Below are 22846 nucleotides of genomic sequence, written 5' to 3' on the forward strand. Positions count from 1 at the left end.
AAATGGCCGGGTAAATAAAGAGCTATATTTGTACTATTCATAAATTATATATCATGTTAAAAGGATTTTTCAATGTGCCAACAGCTGTAAACGAACCCATTCAGGACTATGCTCCGGGAAGCAGGGAACGTGAGCTCTTACAGTCTGCACTGGCTGAAGCACGTGCGGTAGAAGGTGATATACCAATGTATATTGGAGGTAAAGCTGTTCATACCGATAAAAAAGGGAAAGTTACTCCACCCCATGATCATCAGCATTTACTGGCTCAATACAGTATTGGAGACAAAACACATGTTCAACAGGCAATTGATGCTGCGCTTGCGGCTAAACCTCAATGGGAGAACCTGGCATGGGAACAACGTGCCTCAATATTTCTGAAAATAGCAGACTTAATTGCAGGTCCATACCGCTATAAACTGAACGCCTCAACGATGCTGGGGCAATCTAAAAATGCTTATCAGGCCGAAATTGATTCTGCATGTGAGTTAATTGACTTTCTGCGTTTCAATGTAAACTATATGACGGAAATCTATCAGCAGCAGCCTCCTGTGTCACCAAAAGGTGTCTGGAACAGGGTCGAGCAACGCCCGCTGGAGGGATTTGTTTTTGCTTTAACACCGTTCAACTTCACTGCTATTGCCGCAAACCTGCCAACTTCGGCAGCCCTTATGGGAAATGTAGTCGTATGGAAACCGGCAGATACACAAGTTTATGCAGCAAACCTCCTTATGGAGATCTTCCGTGAAGCAGGTCTGCCTGACGGAGTAATTAATCTGGTATATGTAGATGGTCCGGAAGCTGGTGAGGTGATTTTTAACAGTCCCGATTTTGCGGGAATACACTTTACAGGCTCCACTGCTGTATTTCAGAATATCTGGAAAACTATTGGCAACAATATTCATAAATATAAAACCTACCCCAGAATTGTAGGTGAAACCGGCGGTAAGGATTTTATACTGGTTCACGGCTCAGCAGATGCAGAAGTATCGAGTACAGCTATTTTACGCGGTGCATTTGAATACCAGGGTCAGAAATGTTCTGCAGCTTCCAGAGTTTATATCGCTAAAAGCCTTTGGCCGTCAATCAAAGAACTGATGCTACGTGACCTTGCGACCTTTAAAATGGGCGGTACAGAAGACTTTGGTAATTTTATTAATGCTGTTATCGATGAACGCTCATTTGATAAGCTGGCCAAATATATAGACAGTGCAAAAGCTGATGGGAGTGTGGAGATTATTGCAGGCGGTAATTACGATAAATCAAAGGGCTATTTCATAGAGCCAACTGTTATAGTGGCCGACGATCCTAAATATATTACCATGTGCGAGGAGCTATTTGGTCCGGTACTGACGGTATTCGTTTATGAAGATGAAGCATTCGATGACATCTTAACTACTATTGATTCGACTTCTATTTATGCGCTGACCGGAGCGGTAATTGCACAGGACAGGTATGCAATTGAGAAGGCATCTAATGCTTTAAGAAATGCGGCCGGTAACTTCTATATCAACGATAAATGTACGGGAGCTGTTGTTGGACAGCAGCCTTTCGGCGGAGCCAGAGGTTCGGGAACAAATGACAAAGCAGGATCAATGATCAACTTATTACGCTGGGTGTCGCCACGTACAATTAAGGAATCTTTCGATCCTCCTAAAGATTACCGCTACCCTTTCCTGGGCTAATCTGTTTTATTCAGATTTATATATAAACAAAAGCGCCAGCTCCTGTAAAGGGCTGGCGCTTTCTATTGGGACAGTGCTGTTTATTTAGTCAACATGTCTATCTTGAATACTGACGATATATTATCGTTAGATTCTGTAGTCACACTAAGATCTTTAATCAGACCTGTCTCCAGACTATATACCCAACCATGGATACCCAATTTCTTACCATTCGACCACCGATTCTGAATAATGGAAGTTTTAGTCAGGTTAAAGACACCCTCAATAACATTCAATTCTACCAGACGGTCGGCACGTTTCTTATCATCAGTGATTCTGTCCAGCTCATGGTAATGCAGACGGTAAGTATCTTTAATATTTCTCAGCCAGTTATCAATAATACCATATTGCTTATTGCCCAGGGCAGCTTGTACTCCACCGCATCCGTAATGTCCGCAAACAATCACGTGCTCAACTTCAAGTACGTTTACTGCATAATCCAGGACGCTTAAAAGGTTCATATCTGTGTGGACTACAACATTCGCAATATTCCGGTGTACGAAAATATCTCCGGGATTGGTATTGGTGATCTGATTTGCAGGCACCCTGCTGTCTGAACATCCGATCCATAATACTGGTGGCGTCTGTCCTGCAGAAAGTCTGGCAAAATATTCGGGATCTTCAGCTAATGTTGCTGCAACCCAGTCTTTGTTTCCTTGTAAAAGGGCTTCGTATGTGATATGTTTTGTGTGGTGTTCAATTTTTGCGCACATATTATTTGTGGTTTTTTAGGTTTTGAATAGGCATGTCGTCAACTATAGGTACTGTATAATGGTCTTTGATATCTTCCAGTGATACAATAATCCCTTTTGAGAATGCGCTGTGTTTAAAATTGTGAATTGTTTCCAGTACATCCGGGTGGATATAGCGGGAGTTTCCGCCGTCAATTACGACATTGGTTTCTTTTGGAATTTTGTTAAGTACTACCTGTATGGCAGCCTTATTCAAAAAGGACACTTCTTCAGAAAGTTTAATTCTAAGATTCTTATTGTCACCTTCCTGATGTATTTTATAAAAATACGGATTCCTCATATTGGTACGCAGCAGGTAAAATACAGATAGTAACATCCCTACAGCGACACCTTTTAGCAAGTCGGTTAGTAAAACAGCGATAATGGTAATCACGAATGGTACAAACTGGTCCCATCCTTTATGATACATATGTTTGAAGAGACTAACTCTCGCCAATTTATAACCTGTAACAAGTAGAATCGCTGCTAAACAAGCCAGAGGAATCATATTCAGTATACCAGGTATAAATAAAAGAGACAGCAATAACCAGCTTCCGTGAAAGATGGCAGATATTTTTGTCCTTCCACCTGCATTCACATTGGCTGAACTTCTTACAATAACTGATGTCATCGGGATACCGCCGACCATTCCACTGGCCATATTTCCAATTCCCTGTGCGACAAGCTCCCTGTTAGTTGGAGAAGTCCTTTTCATTGGATCTATCTTATCAATAGCTTCAATACTCAGTAAAGTTTCCAAACTGGCAACTACCGCAATAGTGATAGCAACTTCCCAGACTTTGATATTGGTAATCGCAGTAAAATCAGGCATTGTAAATAAACTGAAAAATTCGCCAGCACCATTTACAACAGGTATTTCTACCATCTGACTTGCACGAAGTGCCTGTCCGGACTGTTGGAATAAAATGGCAGCGACAATACCCAGCACGACCACTACTAGAGGCGCTGGTATACTGCTCAGTTTTTTAATCTTTGGCCAGAATAATAATATAGCAATGGAAAGTACTGTAATCACGAAGGCCGGGATATTGATATTCTGTATCGCTTCGCTTAAATCGGCGAATACAGATGTACCGCCGGAAGCGACCAATCTTTCGTCAATAAAATCCAGATCTACACCCAACGCATGAGGAAGCTGTTTCATAATCAGAATAATACCGATCGCGGCCAGCATTCCTTCAATAACACTTGACGGAAAATAATTACCTATTGTTCCTGCTTTGATCATACCAAGTATGACCTGAAATACACCAGCCAGAACAACTGCCAGCAAGAATATAGGGTAACTGCCTAAAGCTGCTACTGCACCAAGTACAATTACAGTAAGTCCTGCGGCAGGACCACTTACGCTTAACTGGGATCCACTGATACTAGCGACAACAATACCGCCAATAATTCCGGTTATAATTCCGGCAAATAATGGAACCCCAGACGCCAGGGCGATACCCAGACACAATGGGAGTGCGACTAAAAAGACAACTATACTAGCTGGCAGGTCGCGTTTTAAATTTTTTTTAAGGATATATTTCCTCACTTCTAATCTTGAAAAGATTGAATTTCCGTTCTGCATAATAAAATATTAAGTATTCCTTAAACACAATAGAATGGGCCATAAAGAAGCCGCATTCAGTTCAAAAAAAATTAACAGCAGTTAGGGGGCGGTGTCGGAACGGAAGGATAATAAGATGATATGTACCGCTTGAAATGATCGAAAAATGCGTTTGTTAAGGCAAAATCATGTAAAGGGGGTAGTATATTCGAAACCAGATAAGGCTCAAGTGGTTTATAATCTATAAACTTAACTTTATCCTTTCCGGTATCGGTTTCTGGTGCATGCTCATGCTCCAGTTGTAAAATTACGGAGTTAATCAGGTCTTTATCAAAATGAGCAATAAATACGGGCGCTGCTGAAATGAACATTTTCGCAGTGAAAATGCTGATAAATACGATGACTATATGTAACCGGAATTTACGAAGGCGCATTGAGTATTTTGATCATTATAATTTTTGTGTTCCCCAAATGTAAATAAGAATCAATGTAGATTAATAAACAAAATGGTAAAATAAATGTAATTATACGTATTGGAACATTAATTATACCAAAATTCGCCGGGATTTCAGCGATTTGTTGATATTTGCGAGATATGTCATTTTCATGGCAAATACATTATGAGAAAAATCTGTCTTAGTCTCCTGACTGCATTCCCCGCATTGGTTTTCGCGCAAAACAATAATGCCCCGTCCTCTTATGATATACATGATATCAAAATAACCGGATATCTGCAGACCCAGTTTCAAAAAGCACAAACACCCGGCATTTCGTCGTTCTCTGGCGGAGACTTTGGTGAAAATTCGGACAATCGTTTTATGATTCGCAGGGGCAGACTTAAAGTCGACCGCGTAGATACTTATTCCAGCATCGTATTTCAGCTGGATGCGACACAAAACGGTGTTCAGCTTATGGATGCTTTCCTACAGCTCAATCATCCGGACTATAAAGCTTATAGATTCACTGCCGGCGTTTTTAACAGACCGTTCGGGTATGCAATTGCCTATTCTTCGGGGTACCGGGATTTTCCGGAACGTCCCCGGGTTTACCAGACACTAATGCCCAGAGAAAGAGATATCGGTGGAATGATTACAATTAATCCTGTCAAACAGCTTCATTTCCTGACCGCCGATTTTGCTGTGGTTAACGGAGCCGGCCTATTCGCCAGAGACTATGACTCCAGAAAAGACATGGTTGGTAACCTGCATTTTCAATTTGACAGTCTAGCTGCAAAAAAGATAAACGTAGCTTTCGGAGGATCGATTTATAAGGGTACGGTAAGAAACAATACAGATACATATTATAAAGCTTCCGCGGCTGGTTTCCTTAAAAACACTGCGGAAGAAAATAAGGGTGCAAATCTGAAGAGAGATTACTTTGGAGCAAATGTACAGCTGGAGTATACCCACTCGCTCGGGAAGTCCGGTCTGAAAGCAGAATATGTAGCGGGTGTACAGCCTGGAATCGCAGCTTCATCGGGAGTTAAGGGGCCGGAAGCCAGTACAAGTTTCTCTATGCAGCCGCAGACAGACCTTTATCTCAGGAATTTCTCAGGATACTATATTTGGTTTACACAGCAGATTCTTAAATCGAGGTTTTCGGCATTGCTAGCTTATGATGTATATGACCCGAATACCGATGTGTCGGAAGGCCAGATCGGTGTAGCAGACAATACAACCGCAGGTGATATCCGTTTCGCTACACTAGGTTACGGTTTCACCTACCTGTTTAATACCCGTGTTAAACTCACGGTCTATAATGAACAGGTGAAAAATGGCCCTACAGCATTAGAGAAATATGAGGATGATATCCGCGATAATGTATTTACTATGCGTCTGCAATACCGTTGGTAATAAAAATCTGTTCAGCGAAACCGGCTCAATTTTGTCATGATGGAGTTACAACTCGATAATAAACTTGATGCTTAATGGTTGATTGATATATTTGTTCTGATTAAAAAATACAATAATGGCTAAAAAGAAAGACGAGAAACCGCAACACGTTGCTGTAGTCAATAAAAAATCACTGCAGTTTTTTGAAGAATACATCAATAATCCATCCCCTACCGGTTTTGAATATCCTGGCCAAAAGCTTTGGCTGGATTATCTGAAACCATATATTGATGAGAGTTTTATAGATAACTACGGAACAGCTGTAGGCGTAATCAATCCGAAAGCGACTTATAAAGTAGTAATTGAAGCACATGCCGATGAGATTTCGTGGTTCGTTAATTATATTACCAGCGATGGTCTTATTTATGTGATCCGAAATGGTGGTTCTGACCATCAGATCGCTCCTTCTAAAAGAGTCAATATTCACACCGACAACGGACTGGTTAAAGCAGTATTCGGATGGCCGGCAATCCACACACGCGGCGCAGGTGAAAAAGAAGAAGCTCCGGCTCTAAAAAATATTTTCCTGGATTGTGGCTGTACTTCAAAAGAAGAAGTCGAAAACCTGGGAATTCATGTAGGTTGTGTAATCACATATGAAGATGAATTCATGGTCCTGAACGACAGATATTATGTCGGCCGCGCATTGGACAACCGGGCAGGTGGTTTTATGATCGCTGAAGTAGCCCGTTTACTGAAAGAGAATAAACAGAAATTACCATTCGGCTTATATATCGTCAATTCAGTACAGGAAGAGATTGGTTTGAGAGGTGCTGAAATGATTGCCCACCGTATTAAGCCAGATGTGGCTATTATTACAGACGTAACACATGACACTTCCACACCGATGATCAATAAAATAACTCAGGGTGACCTGGCTTGCGGTAAAGGTCCTGTCGTATCTTATGCACCAGCTGTACAGACCAATCTGAATAAGTTATTAATTGAGACAGCTCAGCAGCATAACATTCCATTCCAGCGCCAGGCTTCCTCACGTTCCACAGGAACTGATACCGATGCATTTGCGTATTCCAATGGTGGCGTTCCATCTGCATTGATCTCCCTACCATTAAGATATATGCATACAACAGTAGAGATGATCCATAAAGAAGATGTAGATAACGTAATCAACCTGATCTATCACTCCCTACTGAATATCAAAAAAGATCACGATTTTAAATACAATAAATAACAATTTATCTTCTTAAATAAAAAAGCGTATCCTGCTCAGGATACGCTTTTTTTTATCTGCGAAACGACATGGTTACTATTAATTTCAGAAATATACATTTACAGCCTTTTGGACGATAAAATGGTTAAATTTTTGCTAGGTAGTTGCGCAAACACTGAAGCGATGATAATTGGATTGTTTCGGGGACAGAAGAGACCATATTTTATAAATTAATTGATACGATTAGCGCATGCGGCGCTTAATTACCCTTAGAAAAAAGAAATGAAACCAACCTTATTAATTCTTGCAGCCGGTATGGCGAGCCGTTATGGAAGCATGAAACAAATTGATGGCTTTGGCCCGAACCAGGAAACTATTATTGACTATTCAATATATGATGCCATCCAGGCCGGTTTTGGAAAAGTTGTATTCATCATCAAAGAAGAGTTTGTAGAGAACTTTAGAGCCATATTTGATCCGAAGTTAGCCGGAAAAATAGAGGTTGATTATGTCTTCCAAAATTTGGATCTTAAGCAATATGGAATAGACTATGAAATAGAAAGAACTAAACCATGGGGTACTGCCCATGCAGTTCTGGCGGCAAGAAATACAGTAAAGGAGCCTTTCTGTGTAATTAATGCAGATGATTTCTATGGTCTGGATGCTTACCAGAAAATGGTTAAGTTTTTAACCGAAGATGTAACCAGCAGTAATTATTCGATGATCGGTTATGAAATCGGCAAAACATTATCCGATTTCGGTTCTGTTTCCAGAGGTGTATGCAAAGTAAGTGCAGATGGTTACCTGGAAGAAATTATAGAAAGAACCAAGGTAATGTATTCCGGAGAGGCGATCGTTTACGAGGAAGACGAAAAACAGTATCCTTTACCCTATGAAAGCCGCGTATCTATGAACTTCTGGGGCTTTACTCCCGAAGTATTTAAACATGCAGAAGAAATGTTCAGGGATTTTGTAGAGGCAAACAAAGAAAATCCTAAATCTGAGTTCTTCATTCCCCTGGTTGCAGAAAACCTGTTGAGTGCGGAAACTGCAGACTTCAAAGTTATTCCTACTGACAGTAAATGGTTCGGCGTTACTTATAAAGAAGACAAACCAATTGTTCAGGCAAGTATAGATCAGCTAATCAAAGACGGAAAATATCCCGAAAACCTTTGGAAATAATAAAAAAAGGCTTCAGTAATGAAGCCTTTTTTTATTATACCTTATATATAATTTGACAGGCTTGACAATACCAATTCTGACACACAAAAAAAAGAGGATGCCTTTTGGACATCCTCTTTTTTTATGTGTTAAAGTCGATTATTTCTTATCGTCTTTTACTTCTTCGAAATCAACATCAGTAACATTGTCACCACCGTCAGCTGCCTGACCGTTAGCTGCCTGATCAGCGCCGCCTTCAGCAGTAGCACCATCTTGTCCAGCTTTGTACATATCTTCTGAAGCTGCATTCCATGCAGTTTGTAATTCTTCCTGAGCCGCATCAATATCAGCAAAGTTTCTTGCTGCATGAGCAGCTTGTAACTTAGCTAAACCAGCTTCAATAGGTGCTTTTTTATCAGCAGCCAATTTATCACCGAATTCTTTCAGTTGTTTCTCAGTAGAGAAGATTAATGCATCTGCACTGTTGATTTTATCAGCTTCTTCTTTAGCGATTCTATCAGCATCAGCATTTTGCTCAGCTTCTTCTTTCATTCTTTTGATCTCTTCGTCAGTTAAACCAGAAGAAGCCTCAATACGGATTTTTTGTTCTTTACCAGTTGCTTTATCTTTAGCAGATACATGCAGGATACCGTTAGCATCAATATCGAATGCAACTTCAACCTGAGGAACGCCACGAGGTGCTGGTGGAATACCATCCAGAATGAAACGACCAATTGTACGGTTCTGAGCAGCCATTGGACGCTCTCCTTGTAAAATATGGATCTCAACAGAAGGCTGGTTATCAGCAGCTGTAGAGAAAGTTTCAGCTTTTTTAGATGGAATAGTAGTGTTAGATTCGATTAATTTCGTCATTACACCACCCATAGTTTCAATACCTAAAGAAAGTGGAGTAACATCTAATAATAATACGTCTTTAACCTCTCCTGTTAATACACCACCTTGAATAGCAGCACCGATTGCTACAACTTCATCCGGGTTAACACCTTTAGAAGGCTCTTTTCCGAAGAAAGCTTTAACTGCATCCTGAATAGCAGGAATACGTGTCGAACCACCAACTAAGATAATTTCATCAATGTCAGAAGTTTTTAAACCTGCGTTTTTCAAAGCAGATTTACAAGGATCGATAGTACGTTTGATCAGATCAGCAGCCAATTGCTCAAATTTAGCACGGCTTAAGTTTCTAACCAAGTGTTTAGGTCCGCTGGCATCAGCAGTAATATATGGCAGGTTTACTTCAGTTGAAGTAGTACTTGATAATTCGATTTTAGCTTTCTCAGCAGCTTCTTTCAAACGTTGTAAAGCCATTGGATCCTGATTAAGGTCCATGCCGTACTCATTTTTAAATTCACTTGCTAACCAGTCAATGATCACGTGATCAAAGTCATCACCACCTAAGTGAGTATCACCGTCAGTAGATTTAACTTCAAATACACCATCACCTAATTCCAGGATAGAAACGTCATGTGTACCACCACCACAATCAAAGACAACAATTTTCATGTCTTTGTGTGCCTTATCCAAACCGTAAGCTAAAGCAGCTGCAGTTGGCTCGTTGATAATACGTTTAACAGTTAAACCAGCAATTTCACCAGCCTCTTTAGTAGCCTGACGTTGTGCATCATTGAAATAAGCAGGAACAGTAATAACCGCTTCAGTCACTTCATGTCCTAAGAAATCTTCAGCAGTTTTTTTCATTTTCTGCAAAATCATTGCAGAAATTTCCTGTGGAGTATATTTACGATCATCAATCTCAACACGTGGCGTGTTATTATCACCTTTTACCACTTTATATGGTACACGGCCTACTTCTTTAGAAACTTCAGCAAAGCTGCTTCCCATGAAGCGTTTGATTGAATAAATTGTTTTTGTTGGGTTAGTGATCGCCTGACGCTTTGCAGAATCACCTACTTTACGCTCACCATTTTCTGCAAATGCAACAATGGATGGCGTAGTACGTTTCCCCTCACTGTTGGCTATAACTACAGGTTCGTTACCTTCCATTACGGCTACGCAAGAGTTCGTTGTTCCTAAGTCTATACCAATAATTTTTGACATGTTATTTATCTTTGTTTATGTTATGAATTCTTAATTTTATTCTATTCATCAAGCAATGTGCCAATTGACTTTTGTCAGCAAAACAGACAGTGCTTTGCAGTTTATCAGGAAATGTAAATCAAATTGATTTATAAATGCTGACAGCTTGGCAGAAATACCGCGCCAACGCGATTAATCTAAAGCCCTACCAGCTTTTCCAGATAGTGACAATTTACGCCATAAAAATTTTTGACTGCATGAATTCGTTTTAATACTTCTTCCTGATGTTCAGGACTTATGGTAGCTTTCGTGCCAACAACCAGTACATTCTTCGGGGTATGTGCATCTGAAATAAATTCAAATACTTTGGTCTTGTAACCATGATATTCCAGAATGAGTGAACGAAGTGCATCGGTAACCATTTCAGCCTGTCTTTCCATAAAGATACCATGGTCGGTCAGTGCGGCGATCTCAGGTTGTTGTTTAACTTTCGACATCTCCCGCCGTATCTGTTTATGACAGCAAGGTGCAACCACAATCAGTTCTGCCCCGGCGAGAATTCCTTTACAAATCGCATCGTCAGTTGCGGTATCACAAGCATGCAGCGCAATAAGCATGTCAATTCCGGTTGCTGGATAATCTGCAATTGATCCTTCGACAAAATCTAACTTATGAAATCCGGAGCTCGCTGCTATTTCATTACAGAGTGCGACCAGATCCGGTCTAAATTCTATCCCGCGTACAGCAGTGTCCGAACCCATTACATGATGCAGATAATCATATAGCGCGAAGGTTAAATATCCCTTACCCGACCCCATATCGACAACCTGTTTTAAACTGCCTGCTGAGATTGCACTGATCATCGGATGTAATAAGTTAATAAACTGGTTAATCTGCTTGTACTTATCCTGCGCATTTTTATAAACATTACCGACAGCATCAGTAATTTGTAAAGCATGCAGATAGGGCTTATCCAAAGCGGATATTAACCGTTTTTTAGTTTTATCATGTGTATCTGATACCGGGGTTTGCGATGTAGGCGCAGCCTGCCGAAACCGGAATCCCTGTCCCTGCTGCAAGTCCAGGATCAGATCTTTCTGTAAGGTGAAACAAGTACAGTGCTGGAATCCCTGATTCAATTCTTCGGCAATTCTCGCCGCCCCCTCTTCAAAAGGATAGTTCTTAACAATGTCCCTGGTCTTAAAGCGGGATGTGAAGGCGAGATGAGGTTTCCCTTTGATATTTACCTTTCTGACATAGATGTTCTTCAGTCCGGCGAGCTCTCCGCGATATTTACCCAGCGTGAGCTTAATAAAGGTATCCTGTGCGAAACTCTCCGCTAATGCGGTTAAAAATTCTGCATGGATGACTACAGGCGTATTTAACATTTCCAATTAATTTAGCTCTAAAAAAAATGCCTCTCCGAAATTCAGAGAGGCATTTGTATTTCCAATAAAAGGGAAATTATTCGCCTTTATCTTCTTTGGTTTCTTCAGCAGCAGCTTCTTCAACAGGAGTAGCCGTCTCAGCAACAGGAGCAGCAGTCTCAGCAACAGGCTCAGCTTTAACAGCCTCATCTTTTTTAGCTGTTTTGCTTCTTCCACGACGAGTTGTTTTCTTCTCTTCTGTAGCAGCTTCAACACCATAAACTTCGTTATAATCAACAAGTTCAATCAATGCCATTTCAGCATTATCACCTAACCTGTTGTTTAACTTGATAATTCTGGTGTAACCACCCGGACGGTTTGCAACTTTAGCAGCAATGTCACGGAATAATTCAGTAACTGAATCTTTATCCTGTAAGTAACTAAATACAATACGACGAGAGTGCGTAGTATCATTTTTAGATTTAGTGATCAGGGGCTCAACATACATACGTAAAGCTTTAGCTTTTGCTAAAGTTGTAGTAATTCTTTTGTGCTTGATCAGTGATGATGACATGTTAGCCAACATCGCTTTACGATGGGAGTCAGTTCTGCCTAAGTGGTTGTTTTTTTTACCGTGTCTCATTTTGATTTTATTCAGTGCATACCGTCTCTTCTACATTGAAGAGGGAATTATACACTATTAACAATATTGTTATTTATATTGAAATTATTCTTCGTCCAGTTTGTATTTCCCAAGGTTCATCCCGAAAGATAAACTTTTGGATTTAACCAGCTCCTGAATTTCAGTCAATGATTTTTTACCGAAGTTTCTGAATTTCAACATATCGGCAACGTCATAAGAAACCAAGTCAGCAAGCGTGCGGATATCAGCAGCTTTAAGACAGTTTAATGCACGTACAGATAAGTCAAGGTCAACTAATTCAGTTTTAAGGATTTTACGCATATGTAAAATTTCCTCATCAACTTCTTTAGTCTCTTCTTTAGCCTGAGATTCCAGAACTAAATTCTCATCAGAGAACAACATAAAATGCTGGATTAAGATTTTAGCAGCTTCTTTTAAAGCTTCTTCAGGATGGATAGAACCATCTGTAGCGATCTCTAAAATTAACTTCTCATAATCTGTTTTCTGCTCAACACGATAATTTTCAATCGAGTATTTTACATTTTTCATTGGAGTAAAGATCGAATCGATCGCAATTACGCCAACTACAGCATCATTGATTTTATTTTCTTCAGCCGGAACATAACCACGACCTTTGTTGATTGTTAATTCAACCTCCAAAGTAACGCTTTTCTCCATGTTACAGATTACGAAATCCGGATTAAGGACTTCGAAATTGTTAGAGAATTTAGTTATATCACCTGCTAGAAATTGATCCTGGCCATTAACTACAATAAAAACTTTTTCAGAATCACCTGAATCACCTGCTTTTTTAAAACGAACTTGTTTTAAATTCAAGATAATTTCAGTTAAATCTTCTACAACACCTTTCATGGTAGAAAATTCATGTGATACGCCAGAAAAACGAATACTTGTAATGGCATAACCTTCTAAAGAAGAAAGAAGAATCCTTCTCAAGGCATTACCAATTGTTACACCGAAACCGGGTTCTAAAGGACGAAATTCAAATATACCATCGAAATCAGTTGATTTCTGCATGATGACCTTATCGGGTTTCTGAAATGCTAAAATTGCCATTTATAATGTTTTTAGATCGTTATTAAATATTAGGTAACGCAAAAAATAGTTAAAGCCCATACAGGCTTTAACTAGATATTGTTACTTAGAGTATAACTCGATAATCAAGTTTTCTTTGATATTTTCTGGAATCTCGTCACGATTCGGATAAGCCAGGAATTTTCCTGATAACTCAGATGCATTCCAGTCTAACCAATTAAATTTATTGATCATTCTGCCTGCTACTGAATTAGTGATGCTTTCCAGAGTTTTTGATTTCTCACGAACTGCAACCACATCACCAGCTTTTAACTGATAGGAAGGGATATTTACTACTTCACCGTTAACTGTGACATGTTTATGGCTAACTAACTGACGAGCAGCTGAACGAGTAGTAGCAATACCTAATCTATATACTGTATTATCTAAACGAGCTTCTAATAATTGTAATAAGTTATCACCCGTGATACCTTGACGGGAAGAAGCTTTAGTAAACAAGTTACGGAACTGACGCTCTAATACACCATAAGTATATTTCACTTTTTGTTTTTCCATTAACTGTACTGAATACTCAGATTGTTTACCTCTTCTTTTGGAAGCACCGTGCTGTCCAGGAGGATAATTTTTTCTGTCTAATACCTTATCAGGGCCGAAAATTGGCTCTCTGAATTTACGCGCGATTTTGGACTTGGGTCCTGTATATCTTGCCATTGTGCTTTGTTTTAAAGTATCATGCAACCTTAAGCTGCAGACTCTTAGCTTTAAAAATTAATAAATTAAACTCTTCTCTTCTTAGGAGGACGACATCCATTGTGTGGAAGCGGTGTGATATCTTTGATAGAGGTTACTTCGATACCGGAGATTTGCAATGTTCTAATTGCAGACTCACGGCCAGAACCCGGACCTTTAACAAAAACCTCTACTTTACGCAGACCTAAATCAAATGCTACTTTACCGCAATCAGATGCAGCTTGACCTGCAGCATATGGAGTGTTCTTTTTAGAACCCTTGAAGCCCATTTTACCTGCTGAAGACCATGAAATAGTTTGACCGTTGTTATTTGTTAAGGTAACAATGATATTGTTAAAAGTCGCATTGATATGTGCCTGACCAACTGGTTCAATAACAACAACACGCTTTTTGGTTACTTTTTTACTCTTAGCCATAATTATTATTCGTTACTAATTTTATTTAGTAGCTTTTTTCTTGTTAGCAACTGTTTTTCTCTTGCCTTTACGTGTACGGGAATTGTTTTTGGTACGTTGTCCACGTACTGGTAAACCTTTTCTGTGACGTAATCCACGGTAGCAACCAATATCCATTAAACGTTTAATGTTTAATTGAACCTCTGAACGTAAAGCACCTTCTACTTTAATGCCATCGTTAATGATTGTACGAATCGCTGATAACTCATCATCAGACCAGTCCTGTACTTTTTTGCTAAAATCGATACCTGCTTCAGTTAATATACGCTGAGCAGTTGATCTGCCTACTCCGAAGATGTAGGTTAGTCCAATTTCGCCTCTTTTGTTTCTTGGTAAATCTATACCTGATATCCTTGCCATATGTGTACTAAATGTTTGATTATTTGACGACAGATTGAGTAACCTGTACATTCAATCTAATCATACTTCAATAATTTGCTTAACCTTGACGCTGTTTGTATTTAGGATTTTTCTTGTTAATAACGTAAAGTTTACCTTTACGACGAATAATCTTGCAATCAGCGCTGCGTTTTTTAATTGATGACCTAACTTTCATTTTATTTATATCTATAAGTAATCCTGCCCTTTGATAAATCGTAAGGCGACATCTCTAATTTTACTTTATCACCAGGTAATATTTTGATGTAGTGCATCCTCATTTTACCTGAGATATGAGCAATGATTTCATGCCCATTTTCCAGTTCGACCCGGAACATTGCATTTGACAATGCTTCTCTAATTACACCGTCTTGTTCAATTGAGGCTTGTTTAGCCATATAATATTGATTTTTACTTGATTAGCTGCTATTAAACAGGGTTGCAAAATTAATTAAAAATATTTAATTATTTACCTTTTTTCTTTTAAAACTTCTTCGATCAGAGAAAAGGTAGATAAAACATCTGCTTTACCCTTTTTAACCGCAACAGTGTGCTCAAAATGAGCTGACGGTTGATTGTCACGGCTAGTTACGGTCCAACCATCAGACCAGAACTTTACATTGGCTGTACCGGCATTAATCATCGGTTCAATGGCAATAACCATCCCCTCCTCTAACTTCATACCGGATCCTCTTTTTCCATAATTCGGAACTTCCGGTTTTTCGTGCAGCTTAACACCGACACCATGACCTACTAATTCTCGTACTACCCCATAACCATTCTCCTCTGCGAGAGACTGTACAGCAAAACCGACATCACCAATACGGGAGCCGACCACTGCTTTGTCAATTGCACGTTTCAAACATTCCTGGGTAACCTCAATTAACTTCCGGCGTTCCGGGCTAATCTCCCCAATCGGGAAGGTATAAGCGGAATCACCAAAATAATTATTCAGAATCACGCCACAGTCAACAGAAATCAAATCGCCTTCCTGTATCACATAATCACTTGGAAACCCATGAACAACCTGCTCATTAGGCGAAATACAAAGTGAAAATGGGAATCCGTTATAGTTAAGAAAAGCGGGGATACCTCCGTTATCTTTTATATAAGTCTCCGCAATATTATTTAATTGCATAGTGGTTACTCCGGGTCCGATTACTTTCGCTACTTCAGCGAGTGTAGAAGAAACCATTAAAGAGCTGGCACGAATTAATTCAACCTCTTCCGGAGACTTATAATAGATCTTAGACATTCAATATTAAATTACTGCACTACTGCTGCCTGTAGTAGTCGCAGCAGGTAAACCTGTACGGCCAGTAACTCTTCCTGTCTTCATTAAACCATCGTAATGGCGCATGAGCAGGTAACTTTCAATTTGTTGCAATGTATCTAATACAACACCCACCAAAATCAACAGTGATGTACCACCGTAGAAGTGCGCAAATTCAGATTTGATACCAAATTTAACAGCGATAGAAGGAAGGATTGCAATGATCGCCAGGAAAACTGATCCCGGGAAAGTGATCTTTGAGATTACATCATCAATAAAAGACGAGGTAGATAAACCTGGTTTGATACCCGGAATAAAACCACCGTTTTTCTTCATATCATCAGACATCTGCACCGGATTAACAGTAATCGCGGTATAGAAGAAAGTGAAAGCAATAATTAAAAATGCAAAAGTTAAACTGTAAGCCAGTGAAGTTGGATCACTAAACTGGATTAACCACGTGTTTTGCAGTGATGGGAAAAACTGGGTAAGTGTTGTTGGGATAAACATCAGAGCCTGAGCAAAGATGATCGGCATAACACCAGCAGCATTTACTTTTAATGGAATATACTGTCTTACCCCGCCAAACTGTCTGTTACCGACAATACGTTTAGCATATTGTACAGGTACCTTACGGACACCCTGAACAATCAGGATAGTAAACATTACAACCGCGAATAAAGCTACAATTTCAAGGACAAGGGCAATAAGACCGCCATCACCAACGAATCTAGAGCTGATCTCCTGTTGCAGGGCAATAGGAAGACGGGCAATGATACCCACCATAATGATCAGAGAGATACCGTTACCGACACCTTTATCTGTAATTTTTTCACCCAGCCACATGACGAATAATGTACCTGCAGATAAAACAAAAGTTGAGAGCACAAAGAATAAGGTATGGTCAATCAGAATTGCCTCTACCGGAACCTGCGTTTTCACATAACCAACCGCCTGCACTGCAGTAATTGCCACTGTCAGGTAACGGGTAATCTGATTAAGTTTGTTCCTGCCGCTTTCGCCTTCCTTTTGCATTTTTTGGAATGAAGGCACAGCAATACCTAATAACTGAACTACAATTGATGCAGAAATATATGGCATAACCCCCAGGGCTAAGATTGATACGCGGGAGAAGGATCCCCCGGCAAACATATCCAGCAGACCCAGGATTCCAGATTTCTCATTATCGCCTAGGGCTGTTGCATCAACACCTGGAAGAACCACGTGTGAAACGAACCTATAGACCAAAAGAATTACGAGCGTAAATAATATACGCTCTTTTAATTCTTGAATTTTCCAAATATTACTTAAAGTAGTAAACAGCTTCTTCATTAATTACAATTTTTCGATTGAGCCTCCAACAGCTTCAATGGCTTTTTGTGCGGTAGCAGAAAAAGCATGTGCTTTAACTTCAATTTTAGATTTAACTTCACCACGACCTAAGATTTTAACCAGGTCATTTTTGTGTGCTAAACCGTGTGCTTGTAAAGCTGCAAAGTCGATAACGGTTAAGTTAAATTTCTCAGCTAAACCTTGTAATACATCTAAGTTTACACTTACGTATTCTACACGGTTAATTGGCTTGAAACCTACTTTAGGTACACGACGTTGTAATGGCATCTGTCCACCTTCAAAACCAATTTTGGTTTTGTGACCTGAACGGGAACCAGCACCTTTATGACCACGAGTGGAAGTACCACCACGGCCAGAACCAGTACCACGACCAATTCTCTTATTATTTTTTGTAGAACCTGCTGCAGGTTTTAAATTACTTAAGTTCATTTTGAAACTTATTGTGTTGCCCTTCGCTTTCACTAATCAGGGACAACGGTTAAACATATATAAAGGTTGCAAATGTAATCATATAAACTACTTCTGCAACCTCTATAAATTATATACTCTCTATGGCAACTAAGTGATTCACTTTTCTTACCATTCCAATGATAGCAGCGTTAGCTTCAACTTCTACAGACTGGTTCATTTTTTTTAAACCTAATGCCTGCATAGTTCTTTTTTGACGTTCGCTTCTGTCAATGATACTTTTGATCTGGGTAATTCTGATTTTAGCCATGTTCTTATCCGTTAAAAACTTTGTTTAAATCAACACCACGCTGCTGTGCTACTGTATAAGCATCACGCATCTTAGTCAGAGCATCAACAGTTGCTTTAACCACGTTGTGAGGATTTGATGAACCTTTTGATTTTGCTAATACGTTATGTACACCAGCACTCTCTAATACAGCACGCATTGCACCGCCAGCGATAACACCTGTACCTACTGCAGCTGGTTTGATTAATACAAAACCACCTGAGAATTTACCGATTTGTTCGTGAGGCACTGTACCGTTTAGTAAAGGAACTTTTACTAAGTTCTTTTTAGCGTCATCGATACCTTTAGCAATTGCTTCTGTTACCTCTTTCGCTTTACCTAAACCGTAACCTACGATTCCGTTTTCATCTCCTACAACTACGATAGCTGAGAAGCTGAAAGTACGTCCGCCTTTAGTTACTTTGGCAACGCGTTGGATACTAACTAAACGATCTTTTAATTCGATCTCGCTAGTCTTAACTCTTTTTATATTGATAGTTGACATTCTTATCCTATTTTCAGATTAAAATACTAAACCAGCTTCACGGGCACCTTCTGCCAACGATTTTACGCGACCATGGTATAAATAGCCATTTCTATCGAAAACAACTTCTTTAATGCCAGCTGCGATTGCTTTTTCAGCTACTAATTTACCTACAGCTACAGATTGCTCTGATTTATTGCCATTACCAGAAAAATCTTTTGATAATGAAGATGCTGATACGATTGTGCTTCCAGTTACGTCGTTAATGATTTGAGCATAAATTCCTTTATTGCTTCTATAAACTGATAAGCGTGGACGGCTTTCAGAACCGGTCAATCTTTTTCTGATTCCTTTTTTTATACGATCTCTACGAGATAATTTTTTCCCTGCCATGATGATTATTTTTTAGAAGCTGATTTACCTGCTTTTCTTCTTAACACTTCTCCTACAAACTTGATACCTTTACCTTTGTATGGTTCCGGAGCGCGTAACGAGCGTATTTTAGCTGCTACCTGACCGATCAGTTGTTTATCAATACTTTCTAAAATGATTTTAGGAGTTTGACCTTTTTCTGAAGCCGTAGTAACTTTAATCTCTTCCGGTAACTGGAATACATAATGGTGAGAGAAACCTAAAACAAGATCAAGCGTGTTGCCTGTATTAGTTGCACGGTAACCCACACCTACTAATTCTTGAGTCAGTTTATAACCTTCTGTAACTCCGATAACCATATTGTTAAGCAATGAACGGTATAAACCGTGTAATGCTTTATGTCTTTTTTGTTCAGTCGGGCGTGTAACAGTAATCACACCGTCTTCCTGAGTAACAGTGATGTCTGCATCAACTGTTTGTTTTAATTCACCTTTTGGACCTTTTACAGTAACGATGTTATTCTCATCAATTGAAACTGTAACTCCAGCAGGGATACTAATTGGGGCTTTTCCTATTCTTGACATTTTGCTATCCTCCTTTAATTAATAAACGTGACACAAAACTTCGCCACCAATGTTCAATCTAGCTGCTTCTTTATCAGTCATAACACCTTTAGATGTAGACAAGATAGCAATACCTAAACCGTTCAATACTCTTGGCATATTACCTACGCCTGCATATTGCCTTAAACCTGGTTTACTGATACGCGCTAAAGTGCGGATCGCAGGAATTTTAGTGATCGGATTGTACTTCAAAGCGATTTTAATTGTGCCCTGAACTGTAGTTTCTTCAAACTTGTAGTTGGCAATGTAACCTTTGTCAAAAAGTACTTTAGTAATTTCCTTTTTAAGATTTGATGCAGGAATTTCTACAATTCTGTGATTTGCCTTGATGGCATTTCTTACTCTTGTAAGATAATCTGCTATTGGATCTGTATTCATTTTTATTGATTTGTGATAGTGGTTTCCTTTCCGAACTATTCGGAGCGACCTTCCATCGGTTAATTTTTCTGTTAACGCATTACGTTAGTGATCGCTGTCTCAGCGGTCACTAACGTACACGATTTGTTTTTACCAGCTTGCTTTGGTAACTCCAGGAATTTTACCTGCTAAAGCCATGTCGCGGAACAATACCCTTGAAATTCCAAAAGTACGCATGTAACCACGAGGACGGCCAGTCAGTTTACAACGATTGTGTAAACGTACAGGAGATGAGTTTTTTGGTAACTTATCTAATCCTTCAAAATCACCTGCAGCTTTTAATTCTGCACGTTTGTCAGCATATTTAGCTACCAATTTCTGGCGCTTAATTTCGCGAGCTTTTACACCTTCTTTTGCCATTATTGATCTGTATTAATAGGGGTTTGATTTTTAAACGGTAAACCGAATTGTTTTAATAATTCCAATGCTTCAACATCAGTAGTAGCAGAAGTTACAAAGGTAATATCCATACCTAAGATCTTAGAGATCTTATCGATGTTCAATTCAGGGAAGATGATTTGTTCAGTAATACCTAAAGTGTAGTTACCTTTTCCATCAAAACCTTTATCGTTAATACCTTTGAAATCACGGATACGTGGTAAAGCTACGGAAATTAAACGATCTAAAAACTCAAACATGTTATTATCACGCAATGTAACACGTACACCAACTGGCATACCTTTACGCAATTTGAAGTTGGAGATATCTTTTTTGGATTTCGCACCTACAGCCTGCTGACCTGCAATTGTAGACATTTCTAAAATAGAAGTGTCCATAATTTTCTTGTCTGTTACAGAGAAACGACCAACACCCTGGTTGATAGCAATCTTCTCTAACTTAGGAACTTGCATAACGCTTTTGTAGTTGAATTTTTCTTTCAACGTCGTTACGATTTCCTCTTTGTATTTAGTCTTTAATCTTGGTATGTAAGTCATTATTTGATCTCCTCTCCTGATTTTTTAGATACCCTAACTAATTTCCCATCAGCATTAAGCTTTCTGCCAACACGCGTAGTTTTTCCAGATTTAGGATCAATTAACGCAACGTTAGAAATATGAAGAGCAGCCTCTTTTTTAATGATACCTCCGTTAGGAGTAGCAGCATTTGGTTTCGTATGTTTCGATACAAGGTTCACACCTTCTACCAGAATTCTACTTTTAGTAATTAATACTGAAAGTACTTTACCTTCCTGGCCTTTAGAATCACCAGCGATAACCTTTACTAAATCTCCTTTACGGATTTTTATCTTTGGTTGAACAGTTACTTTATTTTTCATTTTATAATACCTCCGGTGCTAATGATACAATTTTCATGAATTGTTTTTCACGCAGTTCTCTCGCAACCGGGCCAAAAATACGGGTACCACGCGGCTCATCCTGTGCATTTAACAAGACAGCTGCATTATCGTCGAAACGGATGTAAGAACCATCTTTACGTCTGATCTCTTTCTTCGTTCTTACAACAACTGCTTTAGAAACTGTTCCTTTTTTAATGTTACCTGAAGGGATTGCACTTTTAACGGTAACAACGATTTTGTCACCAATAGAAGCGTATCTCTTGCCGGTTCCACCAAGTACACGGATAACCAATACTTGTTTTGCGCCGCTATTATCGGCTACGTTTAATCTTGATTCCTGCTGTACCATGTTATTTAGCCCTCTCTAAAATTTCCACTAATCTCCAGTTCTTGTTTTTACTCAGCGGACGAGTCTCCATGATCAGTACTGTATCACCAATACCGCAATCGTTTTTCTCGTCATGAGCCATAAATTTGGTAGTTTTCTTAACAAACTTACCATAGATCGGGTGCTTCACTTTACGTTCTACTGCCACAACAACAGATTTATCCATTTTGTTGCTTACCACCAACCCGGTTCTTGTTTTTCTTAATTGTCTTTCCATTTCGACTCTAAAGTTATTTAGTTTCACTAGCTGACGCAGCTTTACGCTTTGTCATTTCAGTATTTAATCGGGCGATATCTTTTCTTACCTTATTGATACGGGTAGGATTCTCAATAGCCGAAATTGTGTGTGCAAATTTTAACTTAACTAAGTTTTCTTTCTCTTCTGCAATCCTGACTACTAGTTCTTCTTGTGAAAGCCCTGTGATTTCTGAGTTCTTCATTTTATTAATATTTATGTTCTGGGTCTAGCGGTTATAATAACAAGTTACTTACAACATTGACCCCAAAACTTTTTTATGCTTCTACGTAATCTCTACGTACTACAAATTTTGTTTGGATAGGTAATTTCTGAGCAGCTAAACGCATTGCTTCTTTAGCGATTTCTAAAGAAACGCCTTCAGCTTCAAAAATGATGCGTCCTGGTCTAACAACTGCTACCCAGTATTCAGGAGCACCTTTACCTTTACCCATACGTACTTCAGCTGGTTTCTTAGTTACCGGTTTGTCCGGGAAAATTCTAATCCACACCTGGCCTTCACGTTTCATGAAACGAGTTACCGCAATACGGGCTGCCTCTATCTGACGACTGGTAATCCATGTCGCCTCTAAAGATTTAATCCCGAAAGACCCGAATGACAATTCAGCACCACGTGTTGCTAAACCTTTCATTCTGCCCTTTTGCATCTTTCTGAACTTCGTTCTTTTTGGCTGTAACATTTTATTTGAATATTATC

Annotated in this window: 31 protein-coding genes; 4 read left to right on the forward strand and 27 right to left on the reverse strand. The window is 39.3% G+C overall.

The features are described from left to right. Positions 1-53: 53 nt before the first annotated feature. Positions 54-1682 (forward strand): L-glutamate gamma-semialdehyde dehydrogenase, encoded by a 1629-nt coding sequence (gene pruA, locus BM192_RS15450; protein WP_037440749.1) that lies wholly within the window; start codon positions 54-56, stop codon positions 1680-1682. 80 nt (positions 1683-1762) lie between these two features. On the opposite strand, the gene can is transcribed toward pruA, so the two are convergent. The 3 genes from can to BM192_RS15465 form a co-directional block, all read right to left on the reverse strand. Further along, the gene (gene can, locus BM192_RS15455; RefSeq protein ID WP_051759872.1) at positions 1763-2434 is read right to left on the reverse strand and encodes a carbonate dehydratase; all 672 of its coding nucleotides are present in this window, start codon (positions 2432-2434) and stop codon (positions 1763-1765) included. Position 2435: 1 nt separating this feature from the next. Beyond that, on the reverse strand, positions 2436-4043 hold the full coding sequence (locus BM192_RS15460; RefSeq protein WP_051759871.1) for a SulP family inorganic anion transporter: 1608 nt from the start codon (positions 4041-4043) through the stop codon (positions 2436-2438). 71 nt (positions 4044-4114) lie between these two features. After that, the gene (locus tag BM192_RS15465) at positions 4115-4456 is read right to left on the reverse strand and encodes a hypothetical protein (protein WP_037440747.1); all 342 of its coding nucleotides are present in this window, start codon (positions 4454-4456) and stop codon (positions 4115-4117) included. 186 nt (positions 4457-4642) lie between these two features. Between BM192_RS15465 and BM192_RS15470 the strand changes: the two genes are divergently transcribed. The 3 genes from BM192_RS15470 (at position 4643) to BM192_RS15480 (ending at position 8267) form a co-directional block, all read left to right on the forward strand. Continuing rightward, entirely contained in the window at positions 4643-5875 is a 1233-nt protein-coding gene (locus tag BM192_RS15470; protein WP_037440745.1) for a porin, read from the forward strand. A 115-nt stretch (positions 5876-5990) separates the two neighbouring features. After that, positions 5991-7106, forward strand: a complete 1116-nt coding sequence (locus tag BM192_RS15475) for a M42 family metallopeptidase (protein ID WP_037440742.1) — start codon at positions 5991-5993, stop codon at positions 7104-7106. A 261-nt stretch (positions 7107-7367) separates the two neighbouring features. After that, positions 7368-8267 carry a nucleotidyltransferase family protein gene (locus BM192_RS15480; RefSeq protein ID WP_037440740.1) on the forward strand — a complete coding sequence of 300 codons (900 nt, stop codon included), beginning with the start codon at positions 7368-7370 and terminating at the stop codon, positions 8265-8267. Between the two features lie 138 nt (positions 8268-8405). On the opposite strand, the gene dnaK is transcribed toward BM192_RS15480, so the two are convergent. The 24 genes from dnaK to rplP form a co-directional block, all read right to left on the reverse strand. Beyond that, entirely contained in the window at positions 8406-10322 is a 1917-nt protein-coding gene (gene dnaK / locus BM192_RS15485) for a molecular chaperone DnaK (protein ID WP_037442563.1), read from the reverse strand. Between the two features lie 176 nt (positions 10323-10498). Further along, positions 10499-11689 carry a class I SAM-dependent methyltransferase gene (locus BM192_RS15490; protein ID WP_037442565.1) on the reverse strand — a complete coding sequence of 397 codons (1191 nt, stop codon included), beginning with the start codon at positions 11687-11689 and terminating at the stop codon, positions 10499-10501. 76 nt (positions 11690-11765) lie between these two features. Further along, positions 11766-12311, reverse strand: a complete 546-nt coding sequence (gene rplQ / locus BM192_RS15495) for a 50S ribosomal protein L17 (RefSeq protein WP_037442567.1) — start codon at positions 12309-12311, stop codon at positions 11766-11768. Positions 12312-12395: 84 nt separating this feature from the next. Further along, positions 12396-13388, reverse strand: coding sequence for a DNA-directed RNA polymerase subunit alpha (locus tag BM192_RS15500; protein ID WP_037442569.1), 993 nt, complete (start codon positions 13386-13388; stop codon positions 12396-12398). Between the two features lie 81 nt (positions 13389-13469). After that, positions 13470-14078: a 30S ribosomal protein S4 gene (rpsD, locus tag BM192_RS15505; protein ID WP_037442571.1), complete on the reverse strand. Its 609-nt coding sequence runs from the start codon at positions 14076-14078 to the stop codon at positions 13470-13472. 65 nt (positions 14079-14143) lie between these two features. Then, positions 14144-14533, reverse strand: a complete 390-nt coding sequence (gene rpsK / locus BM192_RS15510) for a 30S ribosomal protein S11 (RefSeq protein WP_037442574.1) — start codon at positions 14531-14533, stop codon at positions 14144-14146. A gap of 21 nt (positions 14534-14554) precedes the next feature. After that, a complete protein-coding gene (rpsM, locus tag BM192_RS15515) occupies positions 14555-14932 on the reverse strand; it encodes a 30S ribosomal protein S13 (protein ID WP_037442576.1) in 378 nt (125 codons plus the stop codon). 79 nt (positions 14933-15011) lie between these two features. Further along, positions 15012-15128: a 50S ribosomal protein L36 gene (gene rpmJ, locus BM192_RS15520; RefSeq protein ID WP_010599887.1), complete on the reverse strand. Its 117-nt coding sequence runs from the start codon at positions 15126-15128 to the stop codon at positions 15012-15014. Position 15129: 1 nt separating this feature from the next. Continuing rightward, complete coding sequence (infA, locus tag BM192_RS15525; protein WP_008244555.1) at positions 15130-15348, reverse strand: translation initiation factor IF-1; 219 nt, start codon at positions 15346-15348, stop codon at positions 15130-15132. A 71-nt stretch (positions 15349-15419) separates the two neighbouring features. Then, a complete protein-coding gene (gene map / locus BM192_RS15530; RefSeq protein WP_037442578.1) occupies positions 15420-16205 on the reverse strand; it encodes a type I methionyl aminopeptidase in 786 nt (261 codons plus the stop codon). Between the two features lie 6 nt (positions 16206-16211). After that, entirely contained in the window at positions 16212-17555 is a 1344-nt protein-coding gene (secY, locus tag BM192_RS15535; RefSeq protein WP_037442580.1) for a preprotein translocase subunit SecY, read from the reverse strand. 3 nt (positions 17556-17558) lie between these two features. Further along, positions 17559-18005: a 50S ribosomal protein L15 gene (gene rplO / locus BM192_RS15540; RefSeq protein WP_037442631.1), complete on the reverse strand. Its 447-nt coding sequence runs from the start codon at positions 18003-18005 to the stop codon at positions 17559-17561. Between the two features lie 109 nt (positions 18006-18114). Beyond that, positions 18115-18294 carry a 50S ribosomal protein L30 gene (gene rpmD / locus BM192_RS15545; RefSeq protein WP_074589042.1) on the reverse strand — a complete coding sequence of 60 codons (180 nt, stop codon included), beginning with the start codon at positions 18292-18294 and terminating at the stop codon, positions 18115-18117. A 4-nt stretch (positions 18295-18298) separates the two neighbouring features. Then, positions 18299-18817: a 30S ribosomal protein S5 gene (gene rpsE, locus BM192_RS15550; RefSeq protein ID WP_008244566.1), complete on the reverse strand. Its 519-nt coding sequence runs from the start codon at positions 18815-18817 to the stop codon at positions 18299-18301. Between the two features lie 18 nt (positions 18818-18835). Further along, positions 18836-19189 carry a 50S ribosomal protein L18 gene (rplR, locus tag BM192_RS15555; protein WP_037442582.1) on the reverse strand — a complete coding sequence of 118 codons (354 nt, stop codon included), beginning with the start codon at positions 19187-19189 and terminating at the stop codon, positions 18836-18838. Between the two features lie 5 nt (positions 19190-19194). Further along, the gene (gene rplF, locus BM192_RS15560; RefSeq protein ID WP_037442583.1) at positions 19195-19752 is read right to left on the reverse strand and encodes a 50S ribosomal protein L6; all 558 of its coding nucleotides are present in this window, start codon (positions 19750-19752) and stop codon (positions 19195-19197) included. A gap of 18 nt (positions 19753-19770) precedes the next feature. After that, positions 19771-20169: a 30S ribosomal protein S8 gene (rpsH, locus tag BM192_RS15565; protein ID WP_037442585.1), complete on the reverse strand. Its 399-nt coding sequence runs from the start codon at positions 20167-20169 to the stop codon at positions 19771-19773. A 129-nt stretch (positions 20170-20298) separates the two neighbouring features. After that, a complete protein-coding gene (rpsN, locus tag BM192_RS15570) occupies positions 20299-20568 on the reverse strand; it encodes a 30S ribosomal protein S14 (RefSeq protein WP_037442587.1) in 270 nt (89 codons plus the stop codon). Next, a complete protein-coding gene (rplE, locus tag BM192_RS15575) occupies positions 20568-21143 on the reverse strand; it encodes a 50S ribosomal protein L5 (RefSeq protein ID WP_037442589.1) in 576 nt (191 codons plus the stop codon). The genes rpsN and rplE overlap by 1 nt, the downstream gene beginning before the upstream one ends. Beyond that, complete coding sequence (gene rplX, locus BM192_RS15580; RefSeq protein ID WP_037442591.1) at positions 21143-21484, reverse strand: 50S ribosomal protein L24; 342 nt, start codon at positions 21482-21484, stop codon at positions 21143-21145. The genes rplE and rplX overlap by 1 nt, the downstream gene beginning before the upstream one ends. 1 nt (position 21485) lies before the next feature. Beyond that, positions 21486-21854 (reverse strand): 50S ribosomal protein L14, encoded by a 369-nt coding sequence (gene rplN / locus BM192_RS15585; RefSeq protein WP_037442593.1) that lies wholly within the window; start codon positions 21852-21854, stop codon positions 21486-21488. A 1-nt stretch (position 21855) separates the two neighbouring features. After that, on the reverse strand, positions 21856-22110 hold the full coding sequence (gene rpsQ / locus BM192_RS15590) for a 30S ribosomal protein S17 (protein ID WP_037442595.1): 255 nt from the start codon (positions 22108-22110) through the stop codon (positions 21856-21858). Positions 22111-22123: 13 nt separating this feature from the next. Beyond that, positions 22124-22333 carry a 50S ribosomal protein L29 gene (gene rpmC / locus BM192_RS15595; RefSeq protein WP_037442597.1) on the reverse strand — a complete coding sequence of 70 codons (210 nt, stop codon included), beginning with the start codon at positions 22331-22333 and terminating at the stop codon, positions 22124-22126. Positions 22334-22406: 73 nt separating this feature from the next. Next, positions 22407-22829 (reverse strand): 50S ribosomal protein L16, encoded by a 423-nt coding sequence (rplP, locus tag BM192_RS15600; protein WP_037442599.1) that lies wholly within the window; start codon positions 22827-22829, stop codon positions 22407-22409. Positions 22830-22846 lie beyond the last annotated feature (17 nt).

Origin of the sequence: Pedobacter antarcticus, assembly GCF_900112985.1 — a bacterium.
Classification (GTDB): domain Bacteria; phylum Bacteroidota; class Bacteroidia; order Sphingobacteriales; family Sphingobacteriaceae; genus Pedobacter; species Pedobacter antarcticus.

Coding starts and splice junctions, on each gene's coding strand:
- pruA (WP_037440749.1), top strand. CDS start 54: ATGTTAAAAGGATTTTTCAATGTGCCAACAGCTGTAAACGAACCCATT.
- can (WP_051759872.1), bottom strand. CDS start 2,434: ATGTGCGCAAAAATTGAACACCACACAAAACATATCACATACGAAGCC.
- BM192_RS15460 (WP_051759871.1), bottom strand. CDS start 4,043: ATGCAGAACGGAAATTCAATCTTTTCAAGATTAGAAGTGAGGAAATAT.
- BM192_RS15465 (WP_037440747.1), bottom strand. CDS start 4,456: ATGCGCCTTCGTAAATTCCGGTTACATATAGTCATCGTATTTATCAGC.
- BM192_RS15470 (WP_037440745.1), top strand. CDS start 4,643: ATGAGAAAAATCTGTCTTAGTCTCCTGACTGCATTCCCCGCATTGGTT.
- BM192_RS15475 (WP_037440742.1), top strand. CDS start 5,991: ATGGCTAAAAAGAAAGACGAGAAACCGCAACACGTTGCTGTAGTCAAT.
- BM192_RS15480 (WP_037440740.1), top strand. CDS start 7,368: ATGAAACCAACCTTATTAATTCTTGCAGCCGGTATGGCGAGCCGTTAT.
- dnaK (WP_037442563.1), bottom strand. CDS start 10,322: ATGTCAAAAATTATTGGTATAGACTTAGGAACAACGAACTCTTGCGTA.
- BM192_RS15490 (WP_037442565.1), bottom strand. CDS start 11,689: ATGTTAAATACGCCTGTAGTCATCCATGCAGAATTTTTAACCGCATTA.
- rplQ (WP_037442567.1), bottom strand. CDS start 12,311: ATGAGACACGGTAAAAAAAACAACCACTTAGGCAGAACTGACTCCCAT.
- BM192_RS15500 (WP_037442569.1), bottom strand. CDS start 13,388: ATGGCAATTTTAGCATTTCAGAAACCCGATAAGGTCATCATGCAGAAA.
- rpsD (WP_037442571.1), bottom strand. CDS start 14,078: ATGGCAAGATATACAGGACCCAAGTCCAAAATCGCGCGTAAATTCAGA.
- rpsK (WP_037442574.1), bottom strand. CDS start 14,533: ATGGCTAAGAGTAAAAAAGTAACCAAAAAGCGTGTTGTTGTTATTGAA.
- rpsM (WP_037442576.1), bottom strand. CDS start 14,932: ATGGCAAGGATATCAGGTATAGATTTACCAAGAAACAAAAGAGGCGAA.
- rpmJ (WP_010599887.1), bottom strand. CDS start 15,128: ATGAAAGTTAGGTCATCAATTAAAAAACGCAGCGCTGATTGCAAGATT.
- infA (WP_008244555.1), bottom strand. CDS start 15,348: ATGGCTAAACAAGCCTCAATTGAACAAGACGGTGTAATTAGAGAAGCA.
- map (WP_037442578.1), bottom strand. CDS start 16,205: ATGTCTAAGATCTATTATAAGTCTCCGGAAGAGGTTGAATTAATTCGT.
- secY (WP_037442580.1), bottom strand. CDS start 17,555: ATGAAGAAGCTGTTTACTACTTTAAGTAATATTTGGAAAATTCAAGAA.
- rplO (WP_037442631.1), bottom strand. CDS start 18,005: ATGAACTTAAGTAATTTAAAACCTGCAGCAGGTTCTACAAAAAATAAT.
- rpmD (WP_074589042.1), bottom strand. CDS start 18,294: ATGGCTAAAATCAGAATTACCCAGATCAAAAGTATCATTGACAGAAGC.
- rpsE (WP_008244566.1), bottom strand. CDS start 18,817: ATGTCAACTATCAATATAAAAAGAGTTAAGACTAGCGAGATCGAATTA.
- rplR (WP_037442582.1), bottom strand. CDS start 19,189: ATGGCAGGGAAAAAATTATCTCGTAGAGATCGTATAAAAAAAGGAATC.
- rplF (WP_037442583.1), bottom strand. CDS start 19,752: ATGTCAAGAATAGGAAAAGCCCCAATTAGTATCCCTGCTGGAGTTACA.
- rpsH (WP_037442585.1), bottom strand. CDS start 20,169: ATGAATACAGATCCAATAGCAGATTATCTTACAAGAGTAAGAAATGCC.
- rpsN (WP_037442587.1), bottom strand. CDS start 20,568: ATGGCAAAAGAAGGTGTAAAAGCTCGCGAAATTAAGCGCCAGAAATTG.
- rplE (WP_037442589.1), bottom strand. CDS start 21,143: ATGACTTACATACCAAGATTAAAGACTAAATACAAAGAGGAAATCGTA.
- rplX (WP_037442591.1), bottom strand. CDS start 21,484: ATGAAAAATAAAGTAACTGTTCAACCAAAGATAAAAATCCGTAAAGGA.
- rplN (WP_037442593.1), bottom strand. CDS start 21,854: ATGGTACAGCAGGAATCAAGATTAAACGTAGCCGATAATAGCGGCGCA.
- rpsQ (WP_037442595.1), bottom strand. CDS start 22,110: ATGGAAAGACAATTAAGAAAAACAAGAACCGGGTTGGTGGTAAGCAAC.
- rpmC (WP_037442597.1), bottom strand. CDS start 22,333: ATGAAGAACTCAGAAATCACAGGGCTTTCACAAGAAGAACTAGTAGTC.
- rplP (WP_037442599.1), bottom strand. CDS start 22,829: ATGTTACAGCCAAAAAGAACGAAGTTCAGAAAGATGCAAAAGGGCAGA.